20 protein-coding genes are annotated in these 21,065 nt (G+C 66.3%); 7 read left to right on the top strand and 13 right to left on the bottom strand.

Features of this window, described 5'->3' with window-relative positions:
- The first annotated feature begins 16 nt into the window (after positions 1-16).
- A complete protein-coding gene (locus SFB74_RS07950; protein ID WP_432730241.1) occupies positions 17-997 on the top strand; it encodes a Bug family tripartite tricarboxylate transporter substrate binding protein in 981 nt (326 codons plus the stop codon).
- On the opposite strand, the gene SFB74_RS07945 is transcribed toward SFB74_RS07950, so the two are convergent.
- On the bottom strand, positions 969-1,721 hold the full coding sequence (locus SFB74_RS07945; protein ID WP_432730239.1) for a Crp/Fnr family transcriptional regulator: 753 nt from the start codon (positions 1,719-1,721) through the stop codon (positions 969-971). The genes SFB74_RS07950 and SFB74_RS07945 overlap by 29 nt on opposite strands.
- A gap of 155 nt (positions 1,722-1,876) precedes the next feature.
- On the opposite strand from SFB74_RS07945, the gene SFB74_RS07940 reads away from it, so the two are divergent.
- Together SFB74_RS07940 and SFB74_RS07935 are read left to right on the top strand one after the other, a co-directional pair.
- Positions 1,877-4,072 (top strand): molybdopterin cofactor-binding domain-containing protein, encoded by a 2,196-nt coding sequence (locus tag SFB74_RS07940; protein ID WP_432730237.1) that lies wholly within the window; start codon positions 1,877-1,879, stop codon positions 4,070-4,072.
- An 11-nt stretch (positions 4,073-4,083) separates the two neighbouring features.
- Positions 4,084-4,542 (top strand): (2Fe-2S)-binding protein, encoded by a 459-nt coding sequence (locus SFB74_RS07935; protein ID WP_184635311.1) that lies wholly within the window; start codon positions 4,084-4,086, stop codon positions 4,540-4,542.
- A 106-nt stretch (positions 4,543-4,648) separates the two neighbouring features.
- Here SFB74_RS07935 and SFB74_RS07930 read toward each other — a convergent pair whose 3' ends face one another.
- The 8 genes from SFB74_RS07930 to SFB74_RS07895 form a co-directional block, all read right to left on the bottom strand.
- Positions 4,649-5,410: an ABC transporter ATP-binding protein gene (locus SFB74_RS07930; protein ID WP_432731896.1), complete on the bottom strand. Its 762-nt coding sequence runs from the start codon at positions 5,408-5,410 to the stop codon at positions 4,649-4,651.
- 16 nt (positions 5,411-5,426) lie between these two features.
- Complete coding sequence (locus SFB74_RS07925; RefSeq protein ID WP_432730234.1) at positions 5,427-6,200, bottom strand: ABC transporter ATP-binding protein; 774 nt, start codon at positions 6,198-6,200, stop codon at positions 5,427-5,429.
- Positions 6,201-6,221: 21 nt separating this feature from the next.
- A complete protein-coding gene (locus tag SFB74_RS07920) occupies positions 6,222-7,430 on the bottom strand; it encodes an ABC transporter permease subunit (RefSeq protein ID WP_432730231.1) in 1,209 nt (402 codons plus the stop codon).
- 10 nt (positions 7,431-7,440) lie between these two features.
- Positions 7,441-8,370: a branched-chain amino acid ABC transporter permease gene (locus SFB74_RS07915; protein WP_432730228.1), complete on the bottom strand. Its 930-nt coding sequence runs from the start codon at positions 8,368-8,370 to the stop codon at positions 7,441-7,443.
- A 251-nt stretch (positions 8,371-8,621) separates the two neighbouring features.
- Complete coding sequence (locus SFB74_RS07910) at positions 8,622-9,914, bottom strand: replication-associated recombination protein A (RefSeq protein ID WP_432730227.1); 1,293 nt, start codon at positions 9,912-9,914, stop codon at positions 8,622-8,624.
- Between the two features lie 26 nt (positions 9,915-9,940).
- A complete protein-coding gene (lolA, locus tag SFB74_RS07905) occupies positions 9,941-10,573 on the bottom strand; it encodes an outer membrane lipoprotein chaperone LolA (RefSeq protein WP_432730225.1) in 633 nt (210 codons plus the stop codon).
- A 156-nt stretch (positions 10,574-10,729) separates the two neighbouring features.
- Complete coding sequence (locus tag SFB74_RS07900) at positions 10,730-13,174, bottom strand: DNA translocase FtsK (RefSeq protein ID WP_432730224.1); 2,445 nt, start codon at positions 13,172-13,174, stop codon at positions 10,730-10,732.
- A 100-nt stretch (positions 13,175-13,274) separates the two neighbouring features.
- Positions 13,275-13,949, bottom strand: a complete 675-nt coding sequence (locus SFB74_RS07895) for a Crp/Fnr family transcriptional regulator (RefSeq protein ID WP_126023131.1) — start codon at positions 13,947-13,949, stop codon at positions 13,275-13,277.
- 183 nt (positions 13,950-14,132) lie between these two features.
- On the opposite strand from SFB74_RS07895, the gene trxB reads away from it, so the two are divergent.
- The 3 genes from trxB (at position 14,133) to rpmG (ending at position 15,686) form a co-directional block, all read left to right on the top strand.
- Entirely contained in the window at positions 14,133-15,092 is a 960-nt protein-coding gene (trxB, locus tag SFB74_RS07890; protein WP_093205428.1) for a thioredoxin-disulfide reductase, read from the top strand.
- Positions 15,093-15,267: 175 nt separating this feature from the next.
- Positions 15,268-15,501 (top strand): 50S ribosomal protein L28, encoded by a 234-nt coding sequence (gene rpmB, locus SFB74_RS07885; RefSeq protein ID WP_081265743.1) that lies wholly within the window; start codon positions 15,268-15,270, stop codon positions 15,499-15,501.
- An 11-nt stretch (positions 15,502-15,512) separates the two neighbouring features.
- On the top strand, positions 15,513-15,686 hold the full coding sequence (gene rpmG, locus SFB74_RS07880) for a 50S ribosomal protein L33 (RefSeq protein WP_007830291.1): 174 nt from the start codon (positions 15,513-15,515) through the stop codon (positions 15,684-15,686).
- 179 nt (positions 15,687-15,865) lie between these two features.
- Here rpmG and SFB74_RS07875 read toward each other — a convergent pair whose 3' ends face one another.
- From SFB74_RS07875 to SFB74_RS07865, 3 genes are all read right to left on the bottom strand, one after another.
- Positions 15,866-17,080, bottom strand: a complete 1,215-nt coding sequence (locus SFB74_RS07875) for a DesA family fatty acid desaturase (protein ID WP_432730221.1) — start codon at positions 17,078-17,080, stop codon at positions 15,866-15,868.
- Positions 17,081-17,216: 136 nt separating this feature from the next.
- Complete coding sequence (locus SFB74_RS07870) at positions 17,217-18,488, bottom strand: RsmB/NOP family class I SAM-dependent RNA methyltransferase (protein WP_432730220.1); 1,272 nt, start codon at positions 18,486-18,488, stop codon at positions 17,217-17,219.
- Between the two features lie 40 nt (positions 18,489-18,528).
- Positions 18,529-20,382 carry a M48 family metalloprotease gene (locus tag SFB74_RS07865; protein WP_432730219.1) on the bottom strand — a complete coding sequence of 618 codons (1,854 nt, stop codon included), beginning with the start codon at positions 20,380-20,382 and terminating at the stop codon, positions 18,529-18,531.
- Positions 20,383-20,440: 58 nt separating this feature from the next.
- On the opposite strand from SFB74_RS07865, the gene SFB74_RS07860 reads away from it, so the two are divergent.
- Positions 20,441-20,674 carry a DUF1653 domain-containing protein gene (locus tag SFB74_RS07860; protein ID WP_432730218.1) on the top strand — a complete coding sequence of 78 codons (234 nt, stop codon included), beginning with the start codon at positions 20,441-20,443 and terminating at the stop codon, positions 20,672-20,674.
- Between the two features lie 70 nt (positions 20,675-20,744).
- Here the strand turns inward: SFB74_RS07860 and SFB74_RS07855 are convergent, their stop codons facing one another.
- The gene (locus SFB74_RS07855; RefSeq protein ID WP_432730216.1) at positions 20,745-21,065 is read right to left on the bottom strand and encodes an I78 family peptidase inhibitor; all 321 of its coding nucleotides are present in this window, start codon (positions 21,063-21,065) and stop codon (positions 20,745-20,747) included.

Genomic DNA, 21,065 nt, shown 5'->3' with positions numbered 1-21,065 from the left:
CAGACCCAAGAACAAAATGAAGACGAGACACTTCCTCCTCACCCTCATCGCAAGTGCCACCACCGTGCTGGGCACGGGCCAGGCCATGGCGCAGCAATCGCAGCGCCCCATCCGCCTCGTCGTGCCCTACGCGGCGGGCGGTCCGATCGACAACACCGCGCGCATCCTGGCCGAGCGCGTGAAGGACTCGCTGGGCACGGTCATCATCGACAACAAGCCCGGCGCGGGCGGCAACATCGGCGCCGACGCGGTGGCGAAGGCGCCGGCCGACGGCCTGACGATCGGCATCGCGGCCACCGCCACCAACGCGGTGAACCCGTGGCTCTACAGCAAGATGCCGTTCAACGCCGCGACCGACTTCGCGCCGATCACGCAGATGGTTCGCGTGCCCAACGTGCTGGTGATGAACGCCGACACCGCGAAGCGCCTGAACATCAACAGCGTGGCCGACCTGATCCGCTACGCCAAGGCCAACCCCGCCAAGCTCAACTACGGCAGCGGCGGCAACGGCAGCGCGGGGCACCTCGCGGGCGAGCTGTTCAAGAAGGAAGCGGGCATCTTCGCGCTGCACATTCCGTACAACGGCGGCAACCCGGCGCAGCTGGCGCTGATCTCGGGGCAGGTCGACTTCAACTTCGACAACCTCGCCACCGCCGCGCCGAACATCCGCTCGGGCAAGCTCAAGGCGCTCGCGGTGACGACGCTCCAGCGCAGCAGCTCGCTGCCCGAGGTGCCGCCCGTGGCCGACACGCTCAAGGGCTTCTCGATCGACACCTGGTGGGGCCTGGTCGCGCCGGCCGGCACGCCGCACGACGTGGTGGTGAAGCTCAACCAGGCCTTCGTGGCGGCGCTGAACGCGCCCGAAACGAAGACCCGCTTCGCATCGCTGCTGGCCGAGCCGGTCGGCAGCTCGCCCGAGCAGTTCGGGGCCTTCATGAAGAGCGAACTCTCCAAGTACGAGAAGGTGGTCAAGGCCACCGGGGCGAAGGTGGACTGACCAGGTCCTCCAGGGGAGCATCCGTGCGGTGCGCTGTCGCTGCCTCCCCCGAATAGTTGCGCAGCCCCGCGAGGTCGAGTACCTCGACACCGCCATGCTCCACGCGCAGCAAGCCGTCGCGCTGCAAGGCATGCAGCGCCCGGTTGGCGCGCTGGCGCGACACCGCCGACAGCAGGCCGATCTCGTCCTGGCTGAGCCGCACGAAACGGTCGGCACGCGGATACAGGATCGGATCGAACAGGCTGGCGAGGCAGCGCGCCACGCGCGCGTCCGGCCCCAGCAGGCGATCGAATTCCATGAGCCCGATGAACAGGCTCAGACGCGCGTTGATGTGTAACAACAGAAACCGATTGAATTCGATGTTCGAGGCCAGGAGCCGCTCGAAGCTGTGCTTCGGGATGCACGCGACGCGCGTGGGCCGCAGTGCCACGCCGTCGTAGCGCCAGCATCCGGGGGTGAGCAGAGAGCCCTCGCCGCTCCAGCCTCCGGCCGTGACGCCTGTGAACGTGGAAACGCGCCCGTCGGGCAGCGACACGGACATCTTCAGCAGGCCATCCATCACGCCGACCCAATGATCGGCAGGCTCGCCGCGTCGCACGACGAAGCCTCCTGCGGGAACGGCGCGCTCGTGGGATTCCTGCACGACGCGATCGAGCTCATCGCTCGTGAGGGCTCGTGCCCACAGGCTCTCGCGGAGCATGTTCTCCAGCGCGCTCGTCGACATCGTCGGGCCTCCTCCTGCGGTCTCCTCCCAAGACACCTGCCGGCCCGTTGCGGGTCGGCCATCGGGGGCCGTAAGAAATGTCGTTCCAACGACATCCTCGGCGCGGCCATGATGCCACAGTCACCCGCGTTCGCCACCACAACAAGGAGACAACGATGAAGCGCTCGAACGAGGGTCCGCGCCCCCCGCGCGGATCGGACGATGGTGATGCGCCGGGCCTGCGCCGGCGCGAGGTGCTGGGCTACGCGACGACCGCGCCGCTGGTGTCGGCGACCGCCGGAGTCGCCGGGCTGGCCGGCCTCGCGGTGCCTTCGCAGGCAGCCGCGGCGCTGCTGCCGATGACCCCGCCCGACACCACCGACCTGATCGACATCGGCGACGCCGTGACGGTGACCTCGCTGCCGACCATGCCCGTGGTGAAGGTGACGAACGGCGAGAACGGACGCGTGCGGCTCGCACTGCCACGCCTGGAAGTGGGCCAGGGCATCGCCACGGCCACCGCGATGATGCTGGCCGACAAGCTGCGCCTGCCGCTGAGCGCGATCGAAGTGACCTCGGCCGACGCCAGCCCCGAGCTGATCTGGAACCAGCTCACCGGCGGCTCGTCGAGCGTGCGCTCGCTGCACGCCGGCATGCCTTTGCTGGGAGGCCTGGGCGGCCTGCTCTCGGGCTCCCCGCCCTCGGTGGTCGGGCAGCGCGTCACGCGGCTCGATGCGCTCGACATCGTCACCGGGCGCAAGAAGTTCACGCTCGACCAGTCGGTGCCCGGCGCAATGCCGACGATGGTGCGGCGCCCGCCGACCATCAACGGCAAGTTCGTGAGCATCAACAACATGAACACGGTGATGGCCATGCCGGGCGTGATCGGCGTGGTGCCCATTCCCTCGACCAACGGCATCACGCCGACGCCGCCCGGCGTGGCCGTGATGGCCGAGACCTTCGGTCAGGCATGGGCCGCGGTGAACGCGCTCGACGTGACCTGGGCAGCGGGCCCGATCGACGGCGAATCGAACGCGACCATCATGCGCAAGCTGAAATCGGCGCTGCTGCCCTTCGCGCTGCCGCCGCTGGGCGCACTGACGGTCGAGGGCGAGTTCGAGTTCGCACCCGCCGCGCACTGCCCGATGGAAGTGGAATGCGCGATCGCCGACGTGCGCCCCGACCGCGCCGAGATCTGGGCCGGGCTGCAGAGCCCCATCGTCACGCAGCAAGCCGTGGCGGCCGAACTCGGTCTTCCGCTTAGCAAGGTGATCGTGCATGCGGTGCCCTCGGGCGGTTCCTTCGGCCGGCGCCTCTTCTGGGACCCGGTGCTGCAGGCGATCCAGGTGTCGAAGGCGCTGGGACGCCCCTGCCGCCTGATGTACCACCGCACCGACGACATGCGCCACACGCGCATGCGCCCGCCGATGTTCCACAAGGCGCGAGCCACGATGCTGCTGGGCCAGGTGATCGCCTTCGAGCAGCGCATCGCCGGCGTGCGGCTCGACACGCGCCATGGCTTCGGCAACATGCTGGAAGCCGCGGCCATCGCGCTTCCCAACGGCTTTCCGCAGACGGTGGGCAACTTCGCGATCGAGCAGATCATGTTCAAGACCATGGTCACCTCGCCCTACAACTTCGGCGTCACGACCAAGCTGCTGACGCCGGTGGCGATGGACATGAACACCTGCTCGTACCGCTCGGTGCATATCCAGCCTTCGCGGCTGGTCGAGGAGATCCTGGTCGACGAGATGGCTAAGGCGGCGGGCAAGGACCCTGTCGCCTTCCGGCTCGAGTACCTGCGCCTGCCGCGCGCCCGCGCGGTGCTCAAGGCGGTGGCCGAGGCGGCGCAATGGGGCAAGGCGATGCCCGCGGGCTTCGCGCAGGGCGTGGGCGTGCACCAGGAGTCGAAGTCGTTCACGGCCTGCATCGTGGAGATCGACGCTCGGGTGCCCTCGGCCGCGAAGGTGGTGCGCGCGACCATCGCGATCGACGTCGGCACGCCGATCAACCCGTCCGGCATCGAGGCTCAGCTGCAGGGCGGCCTGTGCGAATCGATCGCGCTGGTGCTCAGCGCGGGCCTGCACATCCAGAACGGGCTGCCGCTGGAGGGCAGCTATTCGCAGTACCACTTCTCGCGCATGAAGAACTACCCGAAGGACGTGAAGGTCATCATCATGCCGGCCAGCAATGAGGCCATCGGCGGCCTGGGCGAGGTCGGACTGTCGGCAAGCTCCGGCGCCATCGCCAACGCATACGCACGGGCCACCGGGACGAAGCCGCGCAGCTTCCCGCTGAACTTCCCGGTCGACTTCACGCCGATCCCGCCGGGCAAGCTGCCCACGCCCGTCAACGTTCCGATCCCGACCTGAGGAGGCCTCCCATGCCCGTGCAATCTTTCAAGGTGAACGGCCAGAACGTCGACGTCGAGGCGCCCGACGACATGGCCCTGCTCTGGGTGCTGCGCGACAAGCTAGGCATCACCGGGCCGAAGTACGGCTGCGGCATCAACGTCTGCAAGGCCTGCACATGCCACGTGGATGGCAAGGCGGTCACCACCTGCTCGACGCGGGTGTCCGACGTGCGCGGCCGCCAGGTGACGACCATCGAGGGGCTGGCCAACGGCAACACGCTGCATCCGGTGCAGCAGGCCTGGCTGAACCTCGACGTGCCGCAGTGCGGCTTCTGCCAGCCGGGGCAGATCATGGCGGCGGTGGACCTGCTGCGCCGCACGCGCAACCCGACGGACGCCGACATCGACGCCATCGAGAACGTGTGCCGCTGCGGCACCTACGGCCGCATCCGCGAGGCGATCAAGGCCGCGGCTGCGGCGATGGGGTGAAGGAAAGCCAAAAAGAAAGGCGGTGCGCCTCGCCGCGCAATCCGCGCGGCACGCACCGCCTGTAGCGAGCGACCTGTGGCGGGCGAGGCGCCCGCGCGTTCGCCGCTTATTCGCCGAGGTAGGCAGCCCGCACGCGCGGGTCGCGCAGCAGTTCCTTGGCGTCGCCGCCCATGGTGATGAGCCCGGACTCCATCACATAGCCGCGGTCGGCCAGCTGCAGCGCGCGGTTGGCGTTCTGCTCCACCAGCAGGATGGTCACGCCCTGCGCGGCCACGGTCTGCACCACCTCGAAGATCTTGTCGCACATGATCGGCGACAGGCCCATGGTGGGTTCGTCCAGCAGCAGCACCTTGGGGCGCGCCATCAGCGCGCGGCCCATGGCCAGCATCTGCTGCTCGCCGCCCGACATGGTGCCGGCCAGCTGGTCCTTGCGTTCGCGCAGGCGCGGGAAGGTGACGAACACGCGCTCCATGTCGCTCGCGATGCCGGCCTTGTCCTTGCGGATGTAGGCGCCGATCTGCAGGTTCTCGGTGATGGTCATGCGCGTGAACACGCCACGGCCTTCCGGCACCATCACGAGGCCCTCTTCGACCAGGTTCCACGCGCCGCGGCCCTTGATGCTGCGGCCCAGGAACTCGATGTTGCCGGCGCCGGCCGGCAGCGTGCCGGTGATGGCCTTCATGGTGGTGGTCTTGCCGGCGCCGTTGGAGCCGATCAGCGAGACCAGCTCGCCCTCGCGCACCTCGAAGTCCACGCCCTTGACGGCCTGGATGCCGCCGTAGCCGACCTTCAGTCCGCTGACTTTCAGCAGCGTCTTGCCTGCCGTCCTGGCTTGTGCCGTGCCGGCCGCGGTGTCTTGTTCGCTCATCGTTGCTGTCGTCATCTCAGTGTCCTCCGGTGCCGAGGTAGGCCTCGATCACCTTCTCGTTCTTCTGCACTTCCATCGGCGTGCCCTCGGCGATCTGCTTGCCGTAGTCCAGCACGGTGACGCGGTCGCACAGGCCCATGATGAGCTTGACGTCGTGTTCGATGATCAGGATGGTGCGGTTGTCGCGGCGGATGCGGTCGATCAGCTCGCGCAGCGCCACCTTCTCGGTGGAGTTCATGCCGGCGGCGGGCTCGTCGAGCGCGATGAGTTGCGGGTCGGTGGCCAGCGCGCGTGCGATCTCGAGACGACGCTGGTCGCCGTACGACAGCGTGCGCGCCTTGTAGTCCGCGAACTTGCCGATGCCCACGTAGTCGAGCAGCTCGTGCGCGCGCTCGGCAATGGCCCGTTCCTCGGCCTTGAAGCCGCCGGTGCGGAACATCGCGCCGAGCACGCCCGAACGGGTGCGGATGTGGCGCCCGACCATCACGTTCTCGATCGCCGTCATTTCGGCGAAGAGGCGGATGTTCTGGAAGGTGCGCGCGATGCCGGCCTTGGCCACTTCGTGCACGGCCGTCGGCTGGTAGGGCTTGCCCGCGAGCTCGAAGGTGCCGCTGTCGGGCGTGTAGAGGCCGGTGATCACGTTGAAGAACGTGGTCTTGCCGGCGCCGTTGGGGCCGATCAGTCCGTAGACCTGGCCGCGCTTGATGGTGATGCCAACGTCGGAGAGGGCCTGCAGCCCGCCGAAGCGCTTGGAGATGCCGCGAACGTCGAGGATGGTGTCTGTCGTCATGTTGATTCTTTCCTCGGGCTCTCAGGGATTGATCGACATGGGACGGGACGCCGCGCCCGGCAGTTCGTCTGCGGGCGTATCGATGCCCGGCGCGTGGGTCTGCAGCGATCCGGGAGCCACGGCCGCGTGGGCCGGGTCGACGGGCACGCCGCCTTTCCTGGTCAGCGACTTGCCGTGCTCCGGCGAGGGCCACAGGCCGCGCGGGCGCACCAGCATGATGACGATCATGGCCAGCGCGATGAACAGCTGGCGCAGGATGGAAGCGTCGAGGCGGCCGTCGGTCAGCGACTGCAGCGGACCGGCCACATAGCGCAGCACTTCGGGCAGCGCGGCCAGCAGGATGGCGCCCAGGATCACGCCGGGCAGGTGGCCGATGCCGCCGAGCACGACCATGGCCACGATCATCACCGACTCCATCAGGCTGAAGGACTCGGGCGACACGAAGCCCTGGAAGGCCGCGAACATCGCGCCCGAGACGCCGCCGAAGCTCGCGCCCATGCCGAAGGCCAGCAGCTTCATGTTGCGGGTGTTGATGCCCATGGCCTTGGCGGCGATCTCGTCTTCGCGGATGGCCATCCATGCGCGGCCGATGCGCGAGAGCTGCAGGCGGTGCGAGATGAGGATGGTGACCAGCACCAGCGCCAGGAACAGGTAGTAGTAGAGCGTGACCGAGGAGATGGTGAAGCCGTCGAACTTCAGCGCCTTGCCCAGGTCGAGCCCCCAGAACTTGATCGAGTCGATCGAGGTGATGCCCTTCGGACCGTTGGTGATGTTCACCGGCTGGTCGAGGTTGTTCAGGAACACGCGGATGATTTCGCCGAAGCCGAGCGTGACGATGGCGAGGTAGTCGCCGCGCAGCTTGAGCGTGGGCGCGCCCAGCAGCACGCCGAGCACCGCGGCCAATGCGAAGGCCAGCGGTATCACGATCAGCAGCGACGTGTGCATGCCGTTCGGGAAGGTGATCTTGAACCACTCGAAGGTTTCGGACAGGTGCGACGAGCCCATCAGCGCGAAGAGGTAGGCCCCCACCGCGAAGAAGGCGACGTAGCCCAGGTCGAGCAGGCCGGCGTAGCCGACCACGATGTTCAGGCCCAGGGCCAGCAGCACGTAGAGCAGTGCGATGTCGGCGATGCGCACCCAGGCGTTGCCCTGCATCTGCAGCAGCAGCGGCAGCGCGAGCACTGCGATGGCGCCGATCACCCAGAGGGCGAGGTTCTTGCTGTTCTTCATGTCTCGCTCCTTACGCACGGTCCGCCACGCGTTCGCCGAGCAGGCCGGACGGACGCAGGGTGAGCATGACGATCAGCACGATGAACGCGAAGATGTCGCTGTAGTTGCTGCCGAGCACGCCGCCCGTCAGCGTTCCGATGTAGCCCGAGCCGATGGCCTCGATGAGCCCCAGCAGGATGCCGCCGACCACCGCGCCGGCCAGGTTGCCGATGCCGCCGAACACGGCCGCGGTGAAGGCCTTGAGGCCGGGCAGGAAGCCCATCGCGTGCTGCGCGATGCCGTAGTTGGAGGCGTACATCACGCCGGCGATGGCCGCGAGCACCGCGCCGATGATGAAGGTGGCCGAGATGACCATGTCGGGGCGGATGCCCATGAGCGCCGCGACGCGCGGGTTCTCGGCGGTGGCGCGCATCGCGCGGCCGAGCTTGGTGTAGTTGACCAGCCACATGAGCACCACGAGCGAGAACGCCGTGACGCTGAGGATCATGACCTGGGTCGGAGAGATGACCGCACCGCCGAGGTGGATGGGGTCGGAAGGCAGGAGGGTGGGATACGCCTTGTTGGTCGGCTTCCAGATGATCATTGCCAGCGTCTGCAGCAGGATCGACATGCCGATGGCGGTGATGAGCGGCGCGAGCTTGGGGCTGTTGCGCAGCGGCCGGTAGGCCACTTTCTCGATCACGAAGTTGAGGGTTGCCGCGACGACGCAGGCGATGATCAGCGCGATGAGGAGGATGAGCCAGCCCGGTGTGTTGGGCATGCCGTCCTTCATGAGCCCGATGATGGTCCAGCTCGTGAGCGCCCCCACCATCAGCACTTCACCGTGCGCAAAGTTGATCAGATTGATGATGCCGTACACCATTGTGTAGCCCAGGGCTATCAAGGCGTACATGCTGCCGAGAACCAGACCGTTGATGATCTGCTGCAGCAAAATGTCCATAACGCGATTTCCTATGTGTTGCACCGTTGGGGTGCCATTCACCCACCGGGTCACCGGTTTGGCGCCCCTGGCTTGACAAGCAAAAAACCAGCCAACATGTGTCGCCGGCGGATTTGTGGGCGGGATTGTAGTCACGCACCAGCGCTGATTTGGTGCGCGCGGACCGGGGTTTACCCGCTCACGTCATGCTGTATGCGCGTGGGGTCATGCACGCTTTGCGCGCATGCTGCAACAGGGTATAGACAGCTGTATCAGCCCTTGGCTTCGTCGTTGCGCCGGCGCAGGTCGCGAAGCTTTTCCGCGATGCGGATTTCGAGTCCACGCTCTACCGGTTCGTAGAAGACCTGGCCCTCCAGGCCGTCGGGAAGGTAGCGCTCGCCGGCGGCGAAACCACCCTCCTCGTCGTGCGCGTAGCGATAGCCCTTGCCGTAGTCGAGCTCCTTCATGAGCCGGGTCGGCGCATTGCGCAGGTGCATGGGCACCGGGCGCGTGCTGTCGGTCTTCACGAGTGCGCGCACCGCGTTGTAGGCCTTGTAGACCGCGTTCGACTTGGGCGCGATCGCCAGGTAGACCACGCATTCGGCGAGCGCCAGCTCGCCCTCCGGGGTACCCAGCCGTTCGTAGACCTCGGCGGCATCGAGCGCGAGCCGCAGCGCACGCGGATCGGCCAAGCCGATGTCCTCGCTGGCCATGCGCACCAGCCGGCGCGCCATGTAGCGCGGATCGGCGCCGCCATCGAGCATGCGCACGAACCAGTAGAGCGCAGCGTCGGGGTCGCTGCCGCGCACCGACTTGTGCAGCGCGCTGATCGTGTCGTAGAACTGCTCGCCGCCCTTGTCGTAGCGGCGCATGCGCTCGCCGAGCACGCGCAGCAGCCATTCGTCGGTGATGTGGTCGAGCTTCTCTGCGCGGGCCGCGACCGCGAGCGTCTCGAGCGTGTTGAGCAGCCGGCGGGCATCGCCGTCGGCATAGGCCACGAGGCGATCGACCGCGGTGTCGTCGATGGCGGGCACGGCCTGTATGGCCTGCGCGCGCGCCACGATCTGCTTGAGATTGCCCTCGTCAAGCGACTGCAGCACGTAGACGGCGGCGCGCGACAGCAAAGCCGAGTTGACTTCGAACGAAGGGTTCTCGGTGGTCGCGCCGATGAAGGTGAAGAGGCCCGACTCCACGTGCGGCAGGAAGGCGTCCTGCTGGCTCTTGTTGAAGCGGTGCACCTCGTCGACGAAGACGATGGTGCGCTGCTGCGTGAGCCCGTCGCGCGCGGCGGTGGCGCGCTCCACCGCTTCGCGGATGTCTTTCACGCCACCGAGCACCGCGCTGATGCTGAGGAATTGCGCGTCGAAGGCATCGGCCATCAGGCGCGCGATGGTGGTCTTGCCGGTGCCCGGCGGCCCCCACAGGATGCAGGAATGCGGCTGCCCCGATTCGAAGGCGATGCGCAGCGGCATGCCCGGGCCGAGCAGGTGCTGCTGGCCGATCACCTCGCCCAGCGTCTTGGGACGCAGGCGTTCGGCGAGAGGTTGATGAGCGGTGGTGGCCAATCGGGTGAGCTTGCTTGCGCGGTTACTTATTGCTTGACGACGTCCGCGCCGGCCGGCGGCTTGAAGTCGAACACGCTGGCGGGCAGCGAGGGATTCACCTCGACCTTGCTGAACTTGAGCACCGAGCGCTGGCCGAAGCTGTCGAGAATTTCGAGCGAGGCCAGCGCATCACCCTGGAAGCCGACCTGCACGCTCTGCAGTTGGCCGTCCTTGTTCTTCGGCGTGGCCTTGACCCACTGCAGGCCGTCGCGCTCCGGTGCGGCTTCGAGGGTGAAGTCGGCCTGCAGGGCCTTCAGGTCGGGCGCGGCGGCGATCAGCGCCGCGGGCGTGGAGCCCAGCGCCTGTGCCTGCGCGCGCTGCGTGACCTGGTTCAGGTCGGCGTCGTAGAGCCACAGCGTCTTGCCGTCGGCCACGATGCTCTGCGCAAAGGGCTTCTGGTAGTCGAACTTGAACTTGCCGGGGCGCTGGAATTCGAAGGTGCCGGCCGAAGTCTTGGTGCGGCCCGGCTGCCCTTCGCGCGCGGGGGCTGTGACGGTCTGGGTGAAGTCGGCGCGGCCGGACTTCACCGTCTTCACGAAGGTTTCGAGGCTCTCGAGCCCGCCCGCCCAGGCATTGGCGGAACTCAGGAGGCCGATCAGTAGCCAGTGACGCAATTTCAATTTGGATTCCTCTGAATGGCTGTGCATCAGGCTTTTGACCCTACCCGCCGCGAATTGCAGCAGGTGTAGGCCTTGATGAAGATTTGCAATGCCGCGAGGCGTTTTTGCAAATTGCCTTTCAGCACGTAACGCGAATGGGCCTGACCTCGCCGCCGGTCATTCGGCTGCGCGCGCGGGCACCAGGATCTCGCGCTGGCCGCTGCCGCTCATGGCGCTGACCAGGCCGGCCTTTTCCATGTCCTCGACGAGGCGCGCGGCGCGGTTGTAGCCGATCTTCAGGTGGCGCTGCACCAGCGAGATGCTGGCCTTGCGGTTCTTGAGCACCACTTCGACCGCCTGGTCGTACATGGGATCTTTCTCGCCGTCGCCACCGCCGCCGAGCAGGTCACCGTCACCGTCGCCATCGACCGTGCCGCCTTCGAGCACGCCTTCGATGTAGTCGGGCTCGCCCTGGCTCTTGAGGTAGGCCACCACGCGATGCACCTCGTCGTCGCTGACGAAGGCGCCGTGCACGCGGATCGGCAGGCCCGTGCCGCTGGGCATGTAGAGCATGTCGCCCATGCCGAGCAGCGCCTCGGCGCCCATCTGGTCGAGGATGGTGCGGCTGTCGATCTTGCTCGACACCTGGAAAGCGATGCGGGTCGGAATGTTGGCCTTGATGAGGCCGGTGATCACGTCCACGCTGGGCCGCTGCGTGGCCAGGATCAGGTGGATGCCGGCGGCGCGCGCCTTCTGCGCGAGACGGGCGATGAGTTCTTCGATCTTCTTGCCGACCACCATCATCAGGTCGGCCAGCTCGTCGATCACCACGACGATGTGCGGCTCGCGCTTGAGCGGCTCGGGGTCGTCGGGCGTGAGGCTGAAGGGGTTGTAGATGAACTCCTCGCGGGCCTTGGCCTCGTCGATCTTGGTGTTGTAGCCGGCCAGGTTGCGCACGCCGAGCTTGCTCATGAGCTTGTAGCGGCGCTCCATCTCGGCCACGCACCAGTTCAGGCCGTGCGCGGCCTGGCGCATGTCGGTGACCACGGGCGCCAGCAGGTGCGGGATGCCCTCGTAGACCGACATTTCGAGCATCTTCGGGTCGATCATGAGCAGGCGCACGTCGCGCGCCTCGGCCTTGTAGAGCAGCGACAGGATCATCGCGTTGATGCCCACCGACTTGCCCGAGCCGGTGGTACCGGCCACCAGCACGTGCGGCATCTTCGCGAGGTCGGCCACCACCGGGTTGCCGATGATGTCCTTGCCGAGGCCCATGGTGAGCATCGACTTGCCTTCGTTGTAGACCTGCGAGCCCAGGATTTCGCTGAGCTTGATCGACTGGCGCTTGGCGTTCGGCAGCTCGAGCGCCATGTAGTTCTTGCCCGGGATGGTCTCGACCACGCGGATCGACACCAGCGAGAGCGAGCGCGCCAGGTCTTTCGCGAGGTTGACGATCTGCGAGCCCTTGACGCCGGTGGCGGGCTCGATCTCGTAGCGCGTGATGACGGGGCCCGGCGAAGCCAGCACCACGCGCACCTCGACGCCGAAGTCCTTGAGCTTCTTCTCGATCATGCGCGAGGTCATCTCGAGCGTGTCGGCCGACACCGTTTCCTGGCGCGCCTGCGCGGGGTCGAGCAGGTCGACCTGCGGCAGCTTGCTGTCGGGCAGTTCCTTGAAGAGGGGTTTCTGGCGCTCCTTGACGACGCGGTCGCTGCGGGGCACCTCGGTCATCGCGGGCTCGATCTGGACCGGCGGCGAAGGGGCACGGCGCTTGGGGGGCGGATCGATGCGGATTTCGTCGTCGTCGCCGCCGGCAAAGCCACCGGGTGACGAAGCCATCGAGGGCTCGGACCGGCCGGAATCAACATCGCCGCGCGTGAAGGCCGGCTCATCGGCCTCGGCGCGCTCGCGGGCGGCCTGCTTGCCCATGGCGATGTCGGCGGCCAGCTCGCGCTTCTCGCGGCGCGATTCGAACAGAGAGTAGAAGCGGGCACCGATGCGCTCGGCGATCAGGCTCCAGGAGAAGCGGAACACCAGCGCGGAGCCGATCACGCCGCCGGCGATGGCTACCAGCGCCGATCCGGTGAAGCCCATCCAGCGCACGCTGGCCGGCCCCACGAGGAAGCCCAACGCGCCGCCGCCGGAGCCCGGAAGGTGGGCTTCGAGCCGGTAAAGGCGCGACCATTCGAGCATGGTGCTGGCGCAAAGCAGCAGGATCAGGCCGAGCCAGAAGGCAAGGCGGCTGCGGTTGAAGCGCCCGCGCGGCGTTGCCTGTTCGGCGGCGGAGGGCTCGCCGCCGCGCAGCCAGTTGGCCAGCGACGACAGCCAGGCGCGCAGTCCGGCGAAGAGGCACCACCAGACGGAGTAGCCCGCGGCGTAGTAGCTGCCATCGGCCAGCCAGGCGCCGATGCGGCCACCCCAGTTCTTGATTTCGCCCCCGGTGCCCGAAGTCGACCAGGCGGCGTCGGAGGGCGTGAAGCTCAGCATGGAGAGCAGCCAGAACAGCAGCGCTGCGAATCCGGCGATCAGCGTGATCTCGTGGGCGAAGCGCATGGCGCGCACGCGCACGGGTTGCCCCTCGGCTGCAGAAGAAGATTGAAGCGTATTCAGCGAATAGGTCATGAAAAACACGGCGCCCGGCCTCGGAAAACTGGGGCCGGATGCACGAACACTACAACAAAAGGCCGGGACCGCCGGCAACGGCGGACCCGGCCCCGGAGGCTCAGGCCAGAGACAGGAGCCGTTCCTTGACGATCATCGATCCGTCGTCCTGCGTCTGGACGAAACCGCGCTCTTCGAGATCCTTCATCACGCGGCTCACCATTTCGCGCGAGGCACCGACCATCTTGGCCAGGTCCTGGCGGGAGATCTTGTCGCGCACCTTGAGATTGCCGGCGCCGTCCTCGATGGCGAATTCGAGCAGCGAGCGGGCCACGCGCCCGTAGACGTCCATCAATGCCAGCGATTCGATCTTGCGGTCGGCATGGCGCAGGCGCTGCACGAGGCCGCGCATGATGTTGTAAGCCATGGAAGAGTTCTCGGGCAGGCAACGCGCGAAGGCGTCGCGGCCCAGCATGAGCACGTCGCACTGGATCTCGGTGCGCACGGTGGCCGAGTGGGGCTCGTCGTCGATCAGGCTCATCTCGCCCAGGTAGTCGCCGGGGTGCAGCGTGGCGAGGATGACCTCGCGACCGCGGCTGTCAGCGCTGGTGACGCGCGCACGCCCGGTGAGGATGATGTAGAGCGCATCGGACTTCTTGCCCTGCTCCACAACGACTTCCGCGCGCTTGAAGCGCTTCTTGATGATCGCGTCCGCGATGCTAGCGGACTGCGTGGCCGTCAACGACGCGAACAATGGAACGCGCCGAAGCAATTCGAGGTTGGACAGCATCGACATTTATCAATCCCTGAGACAGCGGGCGGAGCAATCCAGAAAGCAGCAAGCCGATGGATTACTACAATCGCGCGCATTGAAAACACCGTTTACCCGGTGTTGAACCGGGCAGTGATACTCCATATATATCGCTACCACCCTGAAAATGTACACGCTGACGCAGCGTCCATCCTAGGTTTTCTACTCATGTCCGCTCCCCAACACGCCAAGGTTTTGATTCTGGGCTCCGGCCCGGCCGGCTATACAGCCGCCGTCTATGCGGCACGCGCAAATCTTCAGCCTCTGCTCATCACCGGCATCGCCCAGGGTGGACAGCTGATGACCACCACAGAGGTCGACAACTGGCCTGCCGACGTCCACGGCGTGCAGGGCCCCGACCTGATGCAGCGCTTCCTGGAACATGCGGAGCGCTTCAAGACGCAGATCGTGTTCGACCACATCAACAAGGTCGACCTGAGCAAGCGCCCCTTCACCCTCACCGGCGACAGCGGCACCTACACCTGCGACGCGCTGATCATCGCCACGGGCGCTTCGGCGAAGTACCTGGGCCTCGACTCCGAACAGAAGTTCATGGGCCGCGGCGTCTCCGCCTGCGCAACCTGCGACGGTTTCTTCTACCGCGAGCAGGAGGTCTGCGTGATCGGCGGCGGCAACACGGCCGTCGAGGAGGCGCTCTATCTCTCCAACATCGCGAACAAGGTCACGCTGGTGCATCGCCGCGACAAGTTCCGCGCCGAGCCGATCCTGATCGACAAGGTCAAGGAGAAGGTCGCCGAAGGCAAGATCGTGCTGAAGCTGCACAACGAGCTCGACCAGGTGCTGGGCGACGACTCGGGCGTGACGGGCATCCGCATCAAGAACACGCAGACCGGAGCCACCGAGCAGATCGACCTCAAGGGCTGCTTCATCGCGATCGGACACCACCCGAATACCGACATCTTCCAGGGCCAGCTGGAGATGAAGGACAACTACATCCTGACGCGCTCCGGCCTCCAGGGCTTCGCCACGATGACAAGCATTCCGGGCGTATTCGCCGCTGGCGACGTGCAGGACAACATCTACCGCCAGGCCATCACCAGCGCCGGCACCGGCTGCATGGCCGCGCTCGACGCGCAGCGCTTCCTGGAGCAGGACGGCACACTGTAACCAACGGCGCGCCCAAAAGGGCTATAATCCGAGGCTTTGCCGAAACTTGGCTCTCTCATGGCTACGGCAAAGCCGGGGTACCGCCACCCGTTTTCTGGCGAGGTCAAGCTGCAAAACACCCTGCGATCGCCCCCCTGATCGCACCGGTGCCAGCTGTTCAAGAAAGAGTGTCCTCATGGCACGCGTATGCGACGTAACGGGCAAGGGCCCGATGGTCGGAAACAACGTTTCCCACGCCAACAACAAAACCAAGCGCCGGTTCCTGCCGAACCTGCAATACCGCCGTTTCTGGGTCGAGACTGAAAACCGCTGGGTTCGCCTGCGTGTTTCGAGCGCCGCGCTGCGCCTGATCGACAAGAACGGTATCGATTCCGTGCTCGCAGACCTGCGCGCACGCGGCCAAGCCTAAGGAGCTGAATCATGGCAACGAGCAAAGGCGGACGCGAAAAGATCAAGCTGGAATCCACCGCGGGTACCGGCCACTTCTACACGACCAGCAAGAACAAGAAGACGATGCCTGAAAAGATGTCGATCATGAAGTTCGACCCCAAGGCACGCAAGCACGTCGAATACAAGGAAATCAAGCTGAAGTAATTCGGCTCCGGTTTTCCCGAAATAAAGAACCCGCTGTGAACGCAGCGGGTTTTTTATTGCCCGTTTATTTCGTTCCGCCCTTCTAGGAATAACTGGCCTGGCGCCGACGCGAAATCGACGAGCACAAAAAAGCCGGCCCGAAGGCCGGCTTTTTTGTTTAGTCCAAGGACTTGCTCGTGTCAGGCGCGGGCAGCGCGCAAACGGGTCGAGAAGTCGCGCAAGCCGGCAATACCGCTGGCTTCAGCCCGATGGCACCAAGCCGCCAAATCTGCCGCCAGTTGCTCGCGCGACTGCGAGGTGTTGAGCCACAGCTGGCGCAGTTCTTCGCGCATCGTGACCATCTTGTCGAGCACCGGGTGTGCTGCACGAGCTTGCACCACATGCGAACGGGCCGAGGCAGGCACCTTGTCGTCGTCACGATGCAGCCAGCGCTTGGCAGCCTTGAGCACCGACAGGTCGGCCCCCTTGGTCTTCAGCGCCTCGAGTTCCTGGCTGGTGGCACGGCGCATTTCGCGCGCATAGCCAGCCATGACTTCGTAGCGATTGGCGATGACGGCCTCTAGCGTCTTCTCGTTGGCCACGGGCTGGATGTCGCCCATCAGCATCTTCGGCGGCACCTTCTTGACCTTGGCCCAGCCCAGCTTCTGCAGCGCCTGGATGTAGATCCAGCCGATGTCGAATTCGTACTTCTTGACTGAGAACTTGGCCGAGGTCGGATACGTGTGGTGGTTGTTGTGCAGTTCTTCGCCACCGATGATCAGGCCCCAGGGCATGATGTTGCGGCTGGCGTCGGGCGCCTCGAAGTTGCGGTAGCCCCAGTAGTGGCCGATGCCGTTGATGACGCCGGCAGCGGTGATCGGAATCCAGAGCATCTGCACCGCCCACACGGCCATGCCGAGCGCGCCGAACAGCGCCAGGTTCAGAACCAGCATCAGGCCGACGCCCTGCCAGCTGTAGCGCGAATACAGGTTGCGCTCGATCCAGTCATCGGGCGTGCCGTGACCGTAGCGCTCCATCGTTTCCTTGTTCTTCGACTCGGCGCGATACAGCTCGGCGCCGCGCCAGAGCACCTCTTCGATGCCCTTGACCTGCGGGCTGTGCGGGTCGTCCTGGGTTTCGCACTTGGCGTGGTGCTTGCGGTGGATCGCAACCCACTCCTTCGTCACCATGCCGGTGCCGATCCAGAGCCAGAAGCGGAAGAAATGCGACGGGATCGGGCCCAGATCCATGGCCCGGTGCGTTTGCGTGCGGTGCAGAAAGATCGTGACCGCGGCAATAGTGATGTGCGTGGTGGCGAGCGTGTAAAGCACGACCTGCCACCAGGTGAGATCCCACAGGCCGTGTCCGAGCCATTGGATGGCCGCATTCAGGACGGCGGAGTCAGGAAGCAACATTGAATCAGGTACTCCATCATGGCCGCACGAAGGTGCGGCCTTCAGATAACCCGCGATTTTAAGGTGGCGGGGCTTAAAACAAGCCCTTTAAACCTTCAAGAAAGGCGCAGATTAACCCTAGTTTGGAGTCTGTCCTCTATTTGCGGTTCCAGGCCGCGGCAAAGAAACCGTCCGTCGAATGAAGGTGCGGCCACAGCCGCAGATAGCGCTTGGCGCCCTCCCCGCCGGAGCACAGTGCCTCGTAGCCCTCGACCTTGAGCCCCTGCAGCAATTCCGCCACATCCACGGGCACGAAATCGGGGTTGGCGGCGCTGAAAGCCTCGGCGATCGCCTCGTTTTCCTCCGGCAGCACGCTGCAGGTGGCGTAAACCAGACGCCCGCCCGACTTCACGAGCCGCGCGGCGCTCTGCAGGATGGCTGTCTGCTTGACCGTCAACTCCTCGACCGACTTGGCCGACTGCCGCCATTTCAGGTCCGGATTGCGCCGCAGCGTGCCCAGCCCCGAGCAGGGCGCGTCGACCAGCACCCGGTCGATCTTGCCCGCCAGCCGCTTGATACGGTCATCGCGCTCGTGGGCGATGGCCGCCGGGTGCACATTCGACAGCTTGCTGCGCGCCAGCCGGGGCTTGAGCGCGTCCAGACGGTGCGCCGAGGTGTCGAAGGCGTAGAGCCGGCCGGTGTTGCGCATCGTCGCGCCGATCGCCAGCGTCTTGCCGCCGGCGCCGGCACAGAAATCGACCACCATCTCGCCGCGCTTGGCATCCAGCAGCAATGCCAGCAACTGCGAGCCCTCGTCCTGCACCTCGATGGCGCCCCGGGCAAAGGCATCCAGCTTGGTCAGCGCCGGCTTGCCTTCGATGCGCAAGCCCCAGGGCGAGAACGGCGTCGCTTCCGATTTGATAGCAGCCAACGCAAGCTCAGCCTTCACATCTGCACGCTTGTCGGTCAAGGCGTTGACGCGCAGATCGAGCGGCGCAGGCTGCTGCAAGGACTCGACCAGAGGCCAGAAGCCGTCGCCGAGCTGCGCCTTCAGCGGTGCCACCAGCCACTCGGGCAGGTTGTGGCGATGGCGCTCCAGCAGGTCGTCCGGCTTGACGGCATCGCAGTTGTCGAGCCAGCGCTTCTCTGTGTCGTTGAGCGCACTTTTCAGGAAGTCGCGCGGGCCGTGAAAGCCCAGGATCGCCATCCGGCGCTCCTTCGAGCCGCTGCCCGAGGGCGAAAGGTGATCGAAAAGCAGCTTCTTGCGAAGCACGGTGTAGACGGTTTCGGCGAGCGTCGCACGCTCGCGCGGGCCGAACTCGCGGTGGTCGCGGAAGAACCGCGACACGACCTGGTCGGCAGGGTGATCGAACTTCAGGACGAGGCCCACCAGATCGGCGGTGGCCTCCAACAGGGCTTTGGGATGCATGCCCCGATTGTCTCAGCCGCAGGGAATCCGGCCCGAAAGCCTAGGCGTCGCGCATCCAGACTGCTCCGAAAGCCTCGCGCTCGATGTCCTCCAGCTTGGGCGAATGGCCGGCCCACAGCACCAGGGCGGCGCCCGGCAGCGTGAGGGTCTGCTCCAGCTGGCGGCAGAGGTTCCAGCGGTCCTCGTCGTCGAGCCCCGGCAGCTCGACGAACACGATGTAGGCGCGGCGCCACGGGAATTCGCGCAGGTTCTTGCGCACCAGCCAGGCCCGGGACGCGGGCAGGCAACGCACGAGGTCGGCCCGCAGTTCGCCCAGTTCGTAGTCGTTGAGATCGTGCCTCGAGATCTGGCTGAAGAACGGCGTGCCGGTGATCTCTTCCCAGGCTCGCTCCTCCGCCTCTTCCGCCTCCTTGAGGCGGCCGCGCCACAGCTTCAGGGCTTCTTCGTCATGAGGCCCCGTGTCCGGATCCTCGAGCGAGGCCACGGCGCTCTTGGCCGCCCACCACCGGCTGGCCGCGCCCGAGCCATGCAGGCGCTCGAGCACCGCGAGGCGGGCCCCGCGGTCGCTCGCCGGCAGCATCTGGGCCAGTCCGCGCAGTGCGCCGGGGTGCTCGGGGGCGATCCGCAGTGCGCTCTCGTAGCGCACGCGCACGGGGGCCGACGGGTCGAGCCGACGCTCGGAGTCGGCCCATTCGACCATCTCGTCCGGCGTGTTGTGCTCGCCACGCGCGGCCAATACAGCGATGCGCTCGCGGATGCGCGAACGGTGCGCATGGTGCTGTTTCCAGTCGGCGGCATGGGCGCGGCGCCACTGGCTGTCGAAATGCGCGATCCATTTCTTGCGGTCGACCAGCATTTCGAGCGCCGGGCGCATCGACCACTCGGGCATGACCGCCTTCTGCTCCAGCGCCTCCAGCCGGTCGCGCAGGACCGGGTGGGTGTCCTCGAGATCGCTCACACGGCGCATTGCCTCGCGCAGCGCCTGGCGCGCGAAATCGTCGTCGGGCGGCGTGCGCACGCGCTTGCGCAGCGCCTCGAACGGGCCCGGCGGCTGCGGCTCATGCTCGGCGCGGGCCCAGTGCCAGGGCCAGAACTCGTTGGCGTACCAGTTGCCCTTGATCGCGATTTCGGTCAGCGCCGCTGCTGCCACGGACGTACCCAGCAACCGGCCCGAGATGCGGTCGGCCTCGTATTCGTCCTGGCGAGCCAGCGCGAAGGTCTTGGCCGCGAATCGCGGAAAGTACCAGCGGAAGAAGGCCTGCGAGAACAGCGCCATCACGCCCTCGTTGCGCTGCAGGCTGGCGTCCAGCTTGAGCCAGGAAAGCCGGGTGCGGTAGATCCACGCGCTCAGCTGGCCGTGGTTGCCGCGCAGGTGGCCGTATTCGTGGGCCAGCACCGACAGCAGCCGCCGCCGGTCGAGCATCATCAGCAGCGGCAGCCCGATGCTCAGCGAATTGACGGCGCCGCCGAACAGCCCGAAGCGCGGCACCTGCCGGATGCTGGCGTTGAAATCGTCGTCGAGGTAGACGTGATGAACCGGCGGCCCCTTGATCCGGGAGCGGATACGGTCCAGTGCCTCGAAGAGCGCCGGGGCGTCTTCCCGGCGAAGCTCGATGCCCTCGGGCTCGTCGAAGCGCACCCACAGGGCGCGCACCGTGGCCCACAGGAGCCCCAGGGCGAACAGCAGCAGCCAGCCGCGCGTGAAGTTGAAGCGCTCTTCCCCGATCGAGGAAAGCACCCAGGCGATGATGCCCACCGACAGCCCGAGGCAGCCCAGCACCCACAGGTAGCCGAGCGCGGCAAAGGCCGCGACGCTGCGTCGGTAGCGCGCGCTGTCGTCCGCACTGGCATGCTCGCTCAGTCGAACCAGGTGAACAAAATCAGCGCGATCCATCCGACTCCAGTCAAATCAAATCAAGCCCGCCAGTTTTTTGAAGAAAGGCAAGCCCCCGTTGAACGACGAAGACCTCCCTCCCCTGATCGAAACGCCCCTTGGCCGCTACCGCCACTACAAGGGCGGTGAATACGAAGTGCTCGGCACCGTGCGCCACAGCGAGACGCTGGAGCCGATGACGCTGTACCGGGCCCTGTACGGCGCGCACGGCCTCTGGGTCCGGCCGGCCGCCATGTTCGGCGAAACCATAGAGATAGACGGCATCGCCCGGAGAAGATTCACACCGATCTAGCCAGGCAGGCTGTGCGAGCCCATCCTGCCTGGACAGGTTGCTACTTTTTTCGCAGCAACCCGAATGAGGCTCAGCCGCAGCGGACGTCCGTCACGCGATTGCGGGCATCGACATCGAGATTGAGCCGCCCGCCATTGAGTTCCATCGTGGTCACTTCGCCCGGCTTCAGCACGCGCACCGTACCTGCGCCCGAGCGCACGCGGGCCGCGGCTTCGAGCTGCGGCGTCACCGGCTGGCCGATGGCGAAGCGCGCGCCATCCGCATTGCACTGATACACCGGCTCCGGCGGCGGCGCAGGAGGCGCGGCGGGTGCAGGCGCGGGCGCCGGAGCGGCACAGCCCGCCACCAGGGCGGCGCCGGCAAGCGCCAGCAACAACGATTGGTTCTTCAC

Origin of the sequence: Variovorax xiamenensis (genome assembly GCF_050916385.1) — a bacterium.
Taxonomy (GTDB): Bacteria; Pseudomonadota; Gammaproteobacteria; order Burkholderiales; family Burkholderiaceae_C; genus Variovorax.
The sequence above is the reverse complement of the archived record's forward strand: the minus strand, read 5'-3'. Positions and strand labels throughout refer to the sequence as shown.

Excerpts from the sequence above, each read along its gene's own strand:
- SFB74_RS07950 (WP_432730241.1), top strand. The coding sequence starts at position 17 with ATGAAGACGAGACACTTCCTCCTCACCCTCATCGCAAGTGCCACCACC.
- SFB74_RS07945 (WP_432730239.1), bottom strand. The coding sequence starts at position 1,721 with ATGTCGACGAGCGCGCTGGAGAACATGCTCCGCGAGAGCCTGTGGGCA.
- SFB74_RS07940 (WP_432730237.1), top strand. The coding sequence starts at position 1,877 with ATGAAGCGCTCGAACGAGGGTCCGCGCCCCCCGCGCGGATCGGACGAT.
- SFB74_RS07935 (WP_184635311.1), top strand. The coding sequence starts at position 4,084 with ATGCCCGTGCAATCTTTCAAGGTGAACGGCCAGAACGTCGACGTCGAG.
- SFB74_RS07930 (WP_432731896.1), bottom strand. The coding sequence starts at position 5,410 with ATGAGCGAACAAGACACCGCGGCCGGCACGGCACAAGCCAGGACGGCA.
- SFB74_RS07925 (WP_432730234.1), bottom strand. The coding sequence starts at position 6,200 with ATGACGACAGACACCATCCTCGACGTTCGCGGCATCTCCAAGCGCTTC.
- SFB74_RS07920 (WP_432730231.1), bottom strand. The coding sequence starts at position 7,430 with ATGAAGAACAGCAAGAACCTCGCCCTCTGGGTGATCGGCGCCATCGCA.
- SFB74_RS07915 (WP_432730228.1), bottom strand. The coding sequence starts at position 8,370 with ATGGACATTTTGCTGCAGCAGATCATCAACGGTCTGGTTCTCGGCAGC.
- SFB74_RS07900 (WP_432730224.1), bottom strand. The coding sequence starts at position 13,174 with ATGACCTATTCGCTGAATACGCTTCAATCTTCTTCTGCAGCCGAGGGG.
- SFB74_RS07895 (WP_126023131.1), bottom strand. The coding sequence starts at position 13,949 with ATGTCGATGCTGTCCAACCTCGAATTGCTTCGGCGCGTTCCATTGTTC.
- trxB (WP_093205428.1), top strand. The coding sequence starts at position 14,133 with ATGTCCGCTCCCCAACACGCCAAGGTTTTGATTCTGGGCTCCGGCCCG.
- rpmB (WP_081265743.1), top strand. The coding sequence starts at position 15,268 with ATGGCACGCGTATGCGACGTAACGGGCAAGGGCCCGATGGTCGGAAAC.
- rpmG (WP_007830291.1), top strand. The coding sequence starts at position 15,513 with ATGGCAACGAGCAAAGGCGGACGCGAAAAGATCAAGCTGGAATCCACC.
- SFB74_RS07875 (WP_432730221.1), bottom strand. The coding sequence starts at position 17,080 with ATGTTGCTTCCTGACTCCGCCGTCCTGAATGCGGCCATCCAATGGCTC.
- SFB74_RS07870 (WP_432730220.1), bottom strand. The coding sequence starts at position 18,488 with ATGCATCCCAAAGCCCTGTTGGAGGCCACCGCCGATCTGGTGGGCCTC.
- SFB74_RS07865 (WP_432730219.1), bottom strand. The coding sequence starts at position 20,382 with ATGGATCGCGCTGATTTTGTTCACCTGGTTCGACTGAGCGAGCATGCC.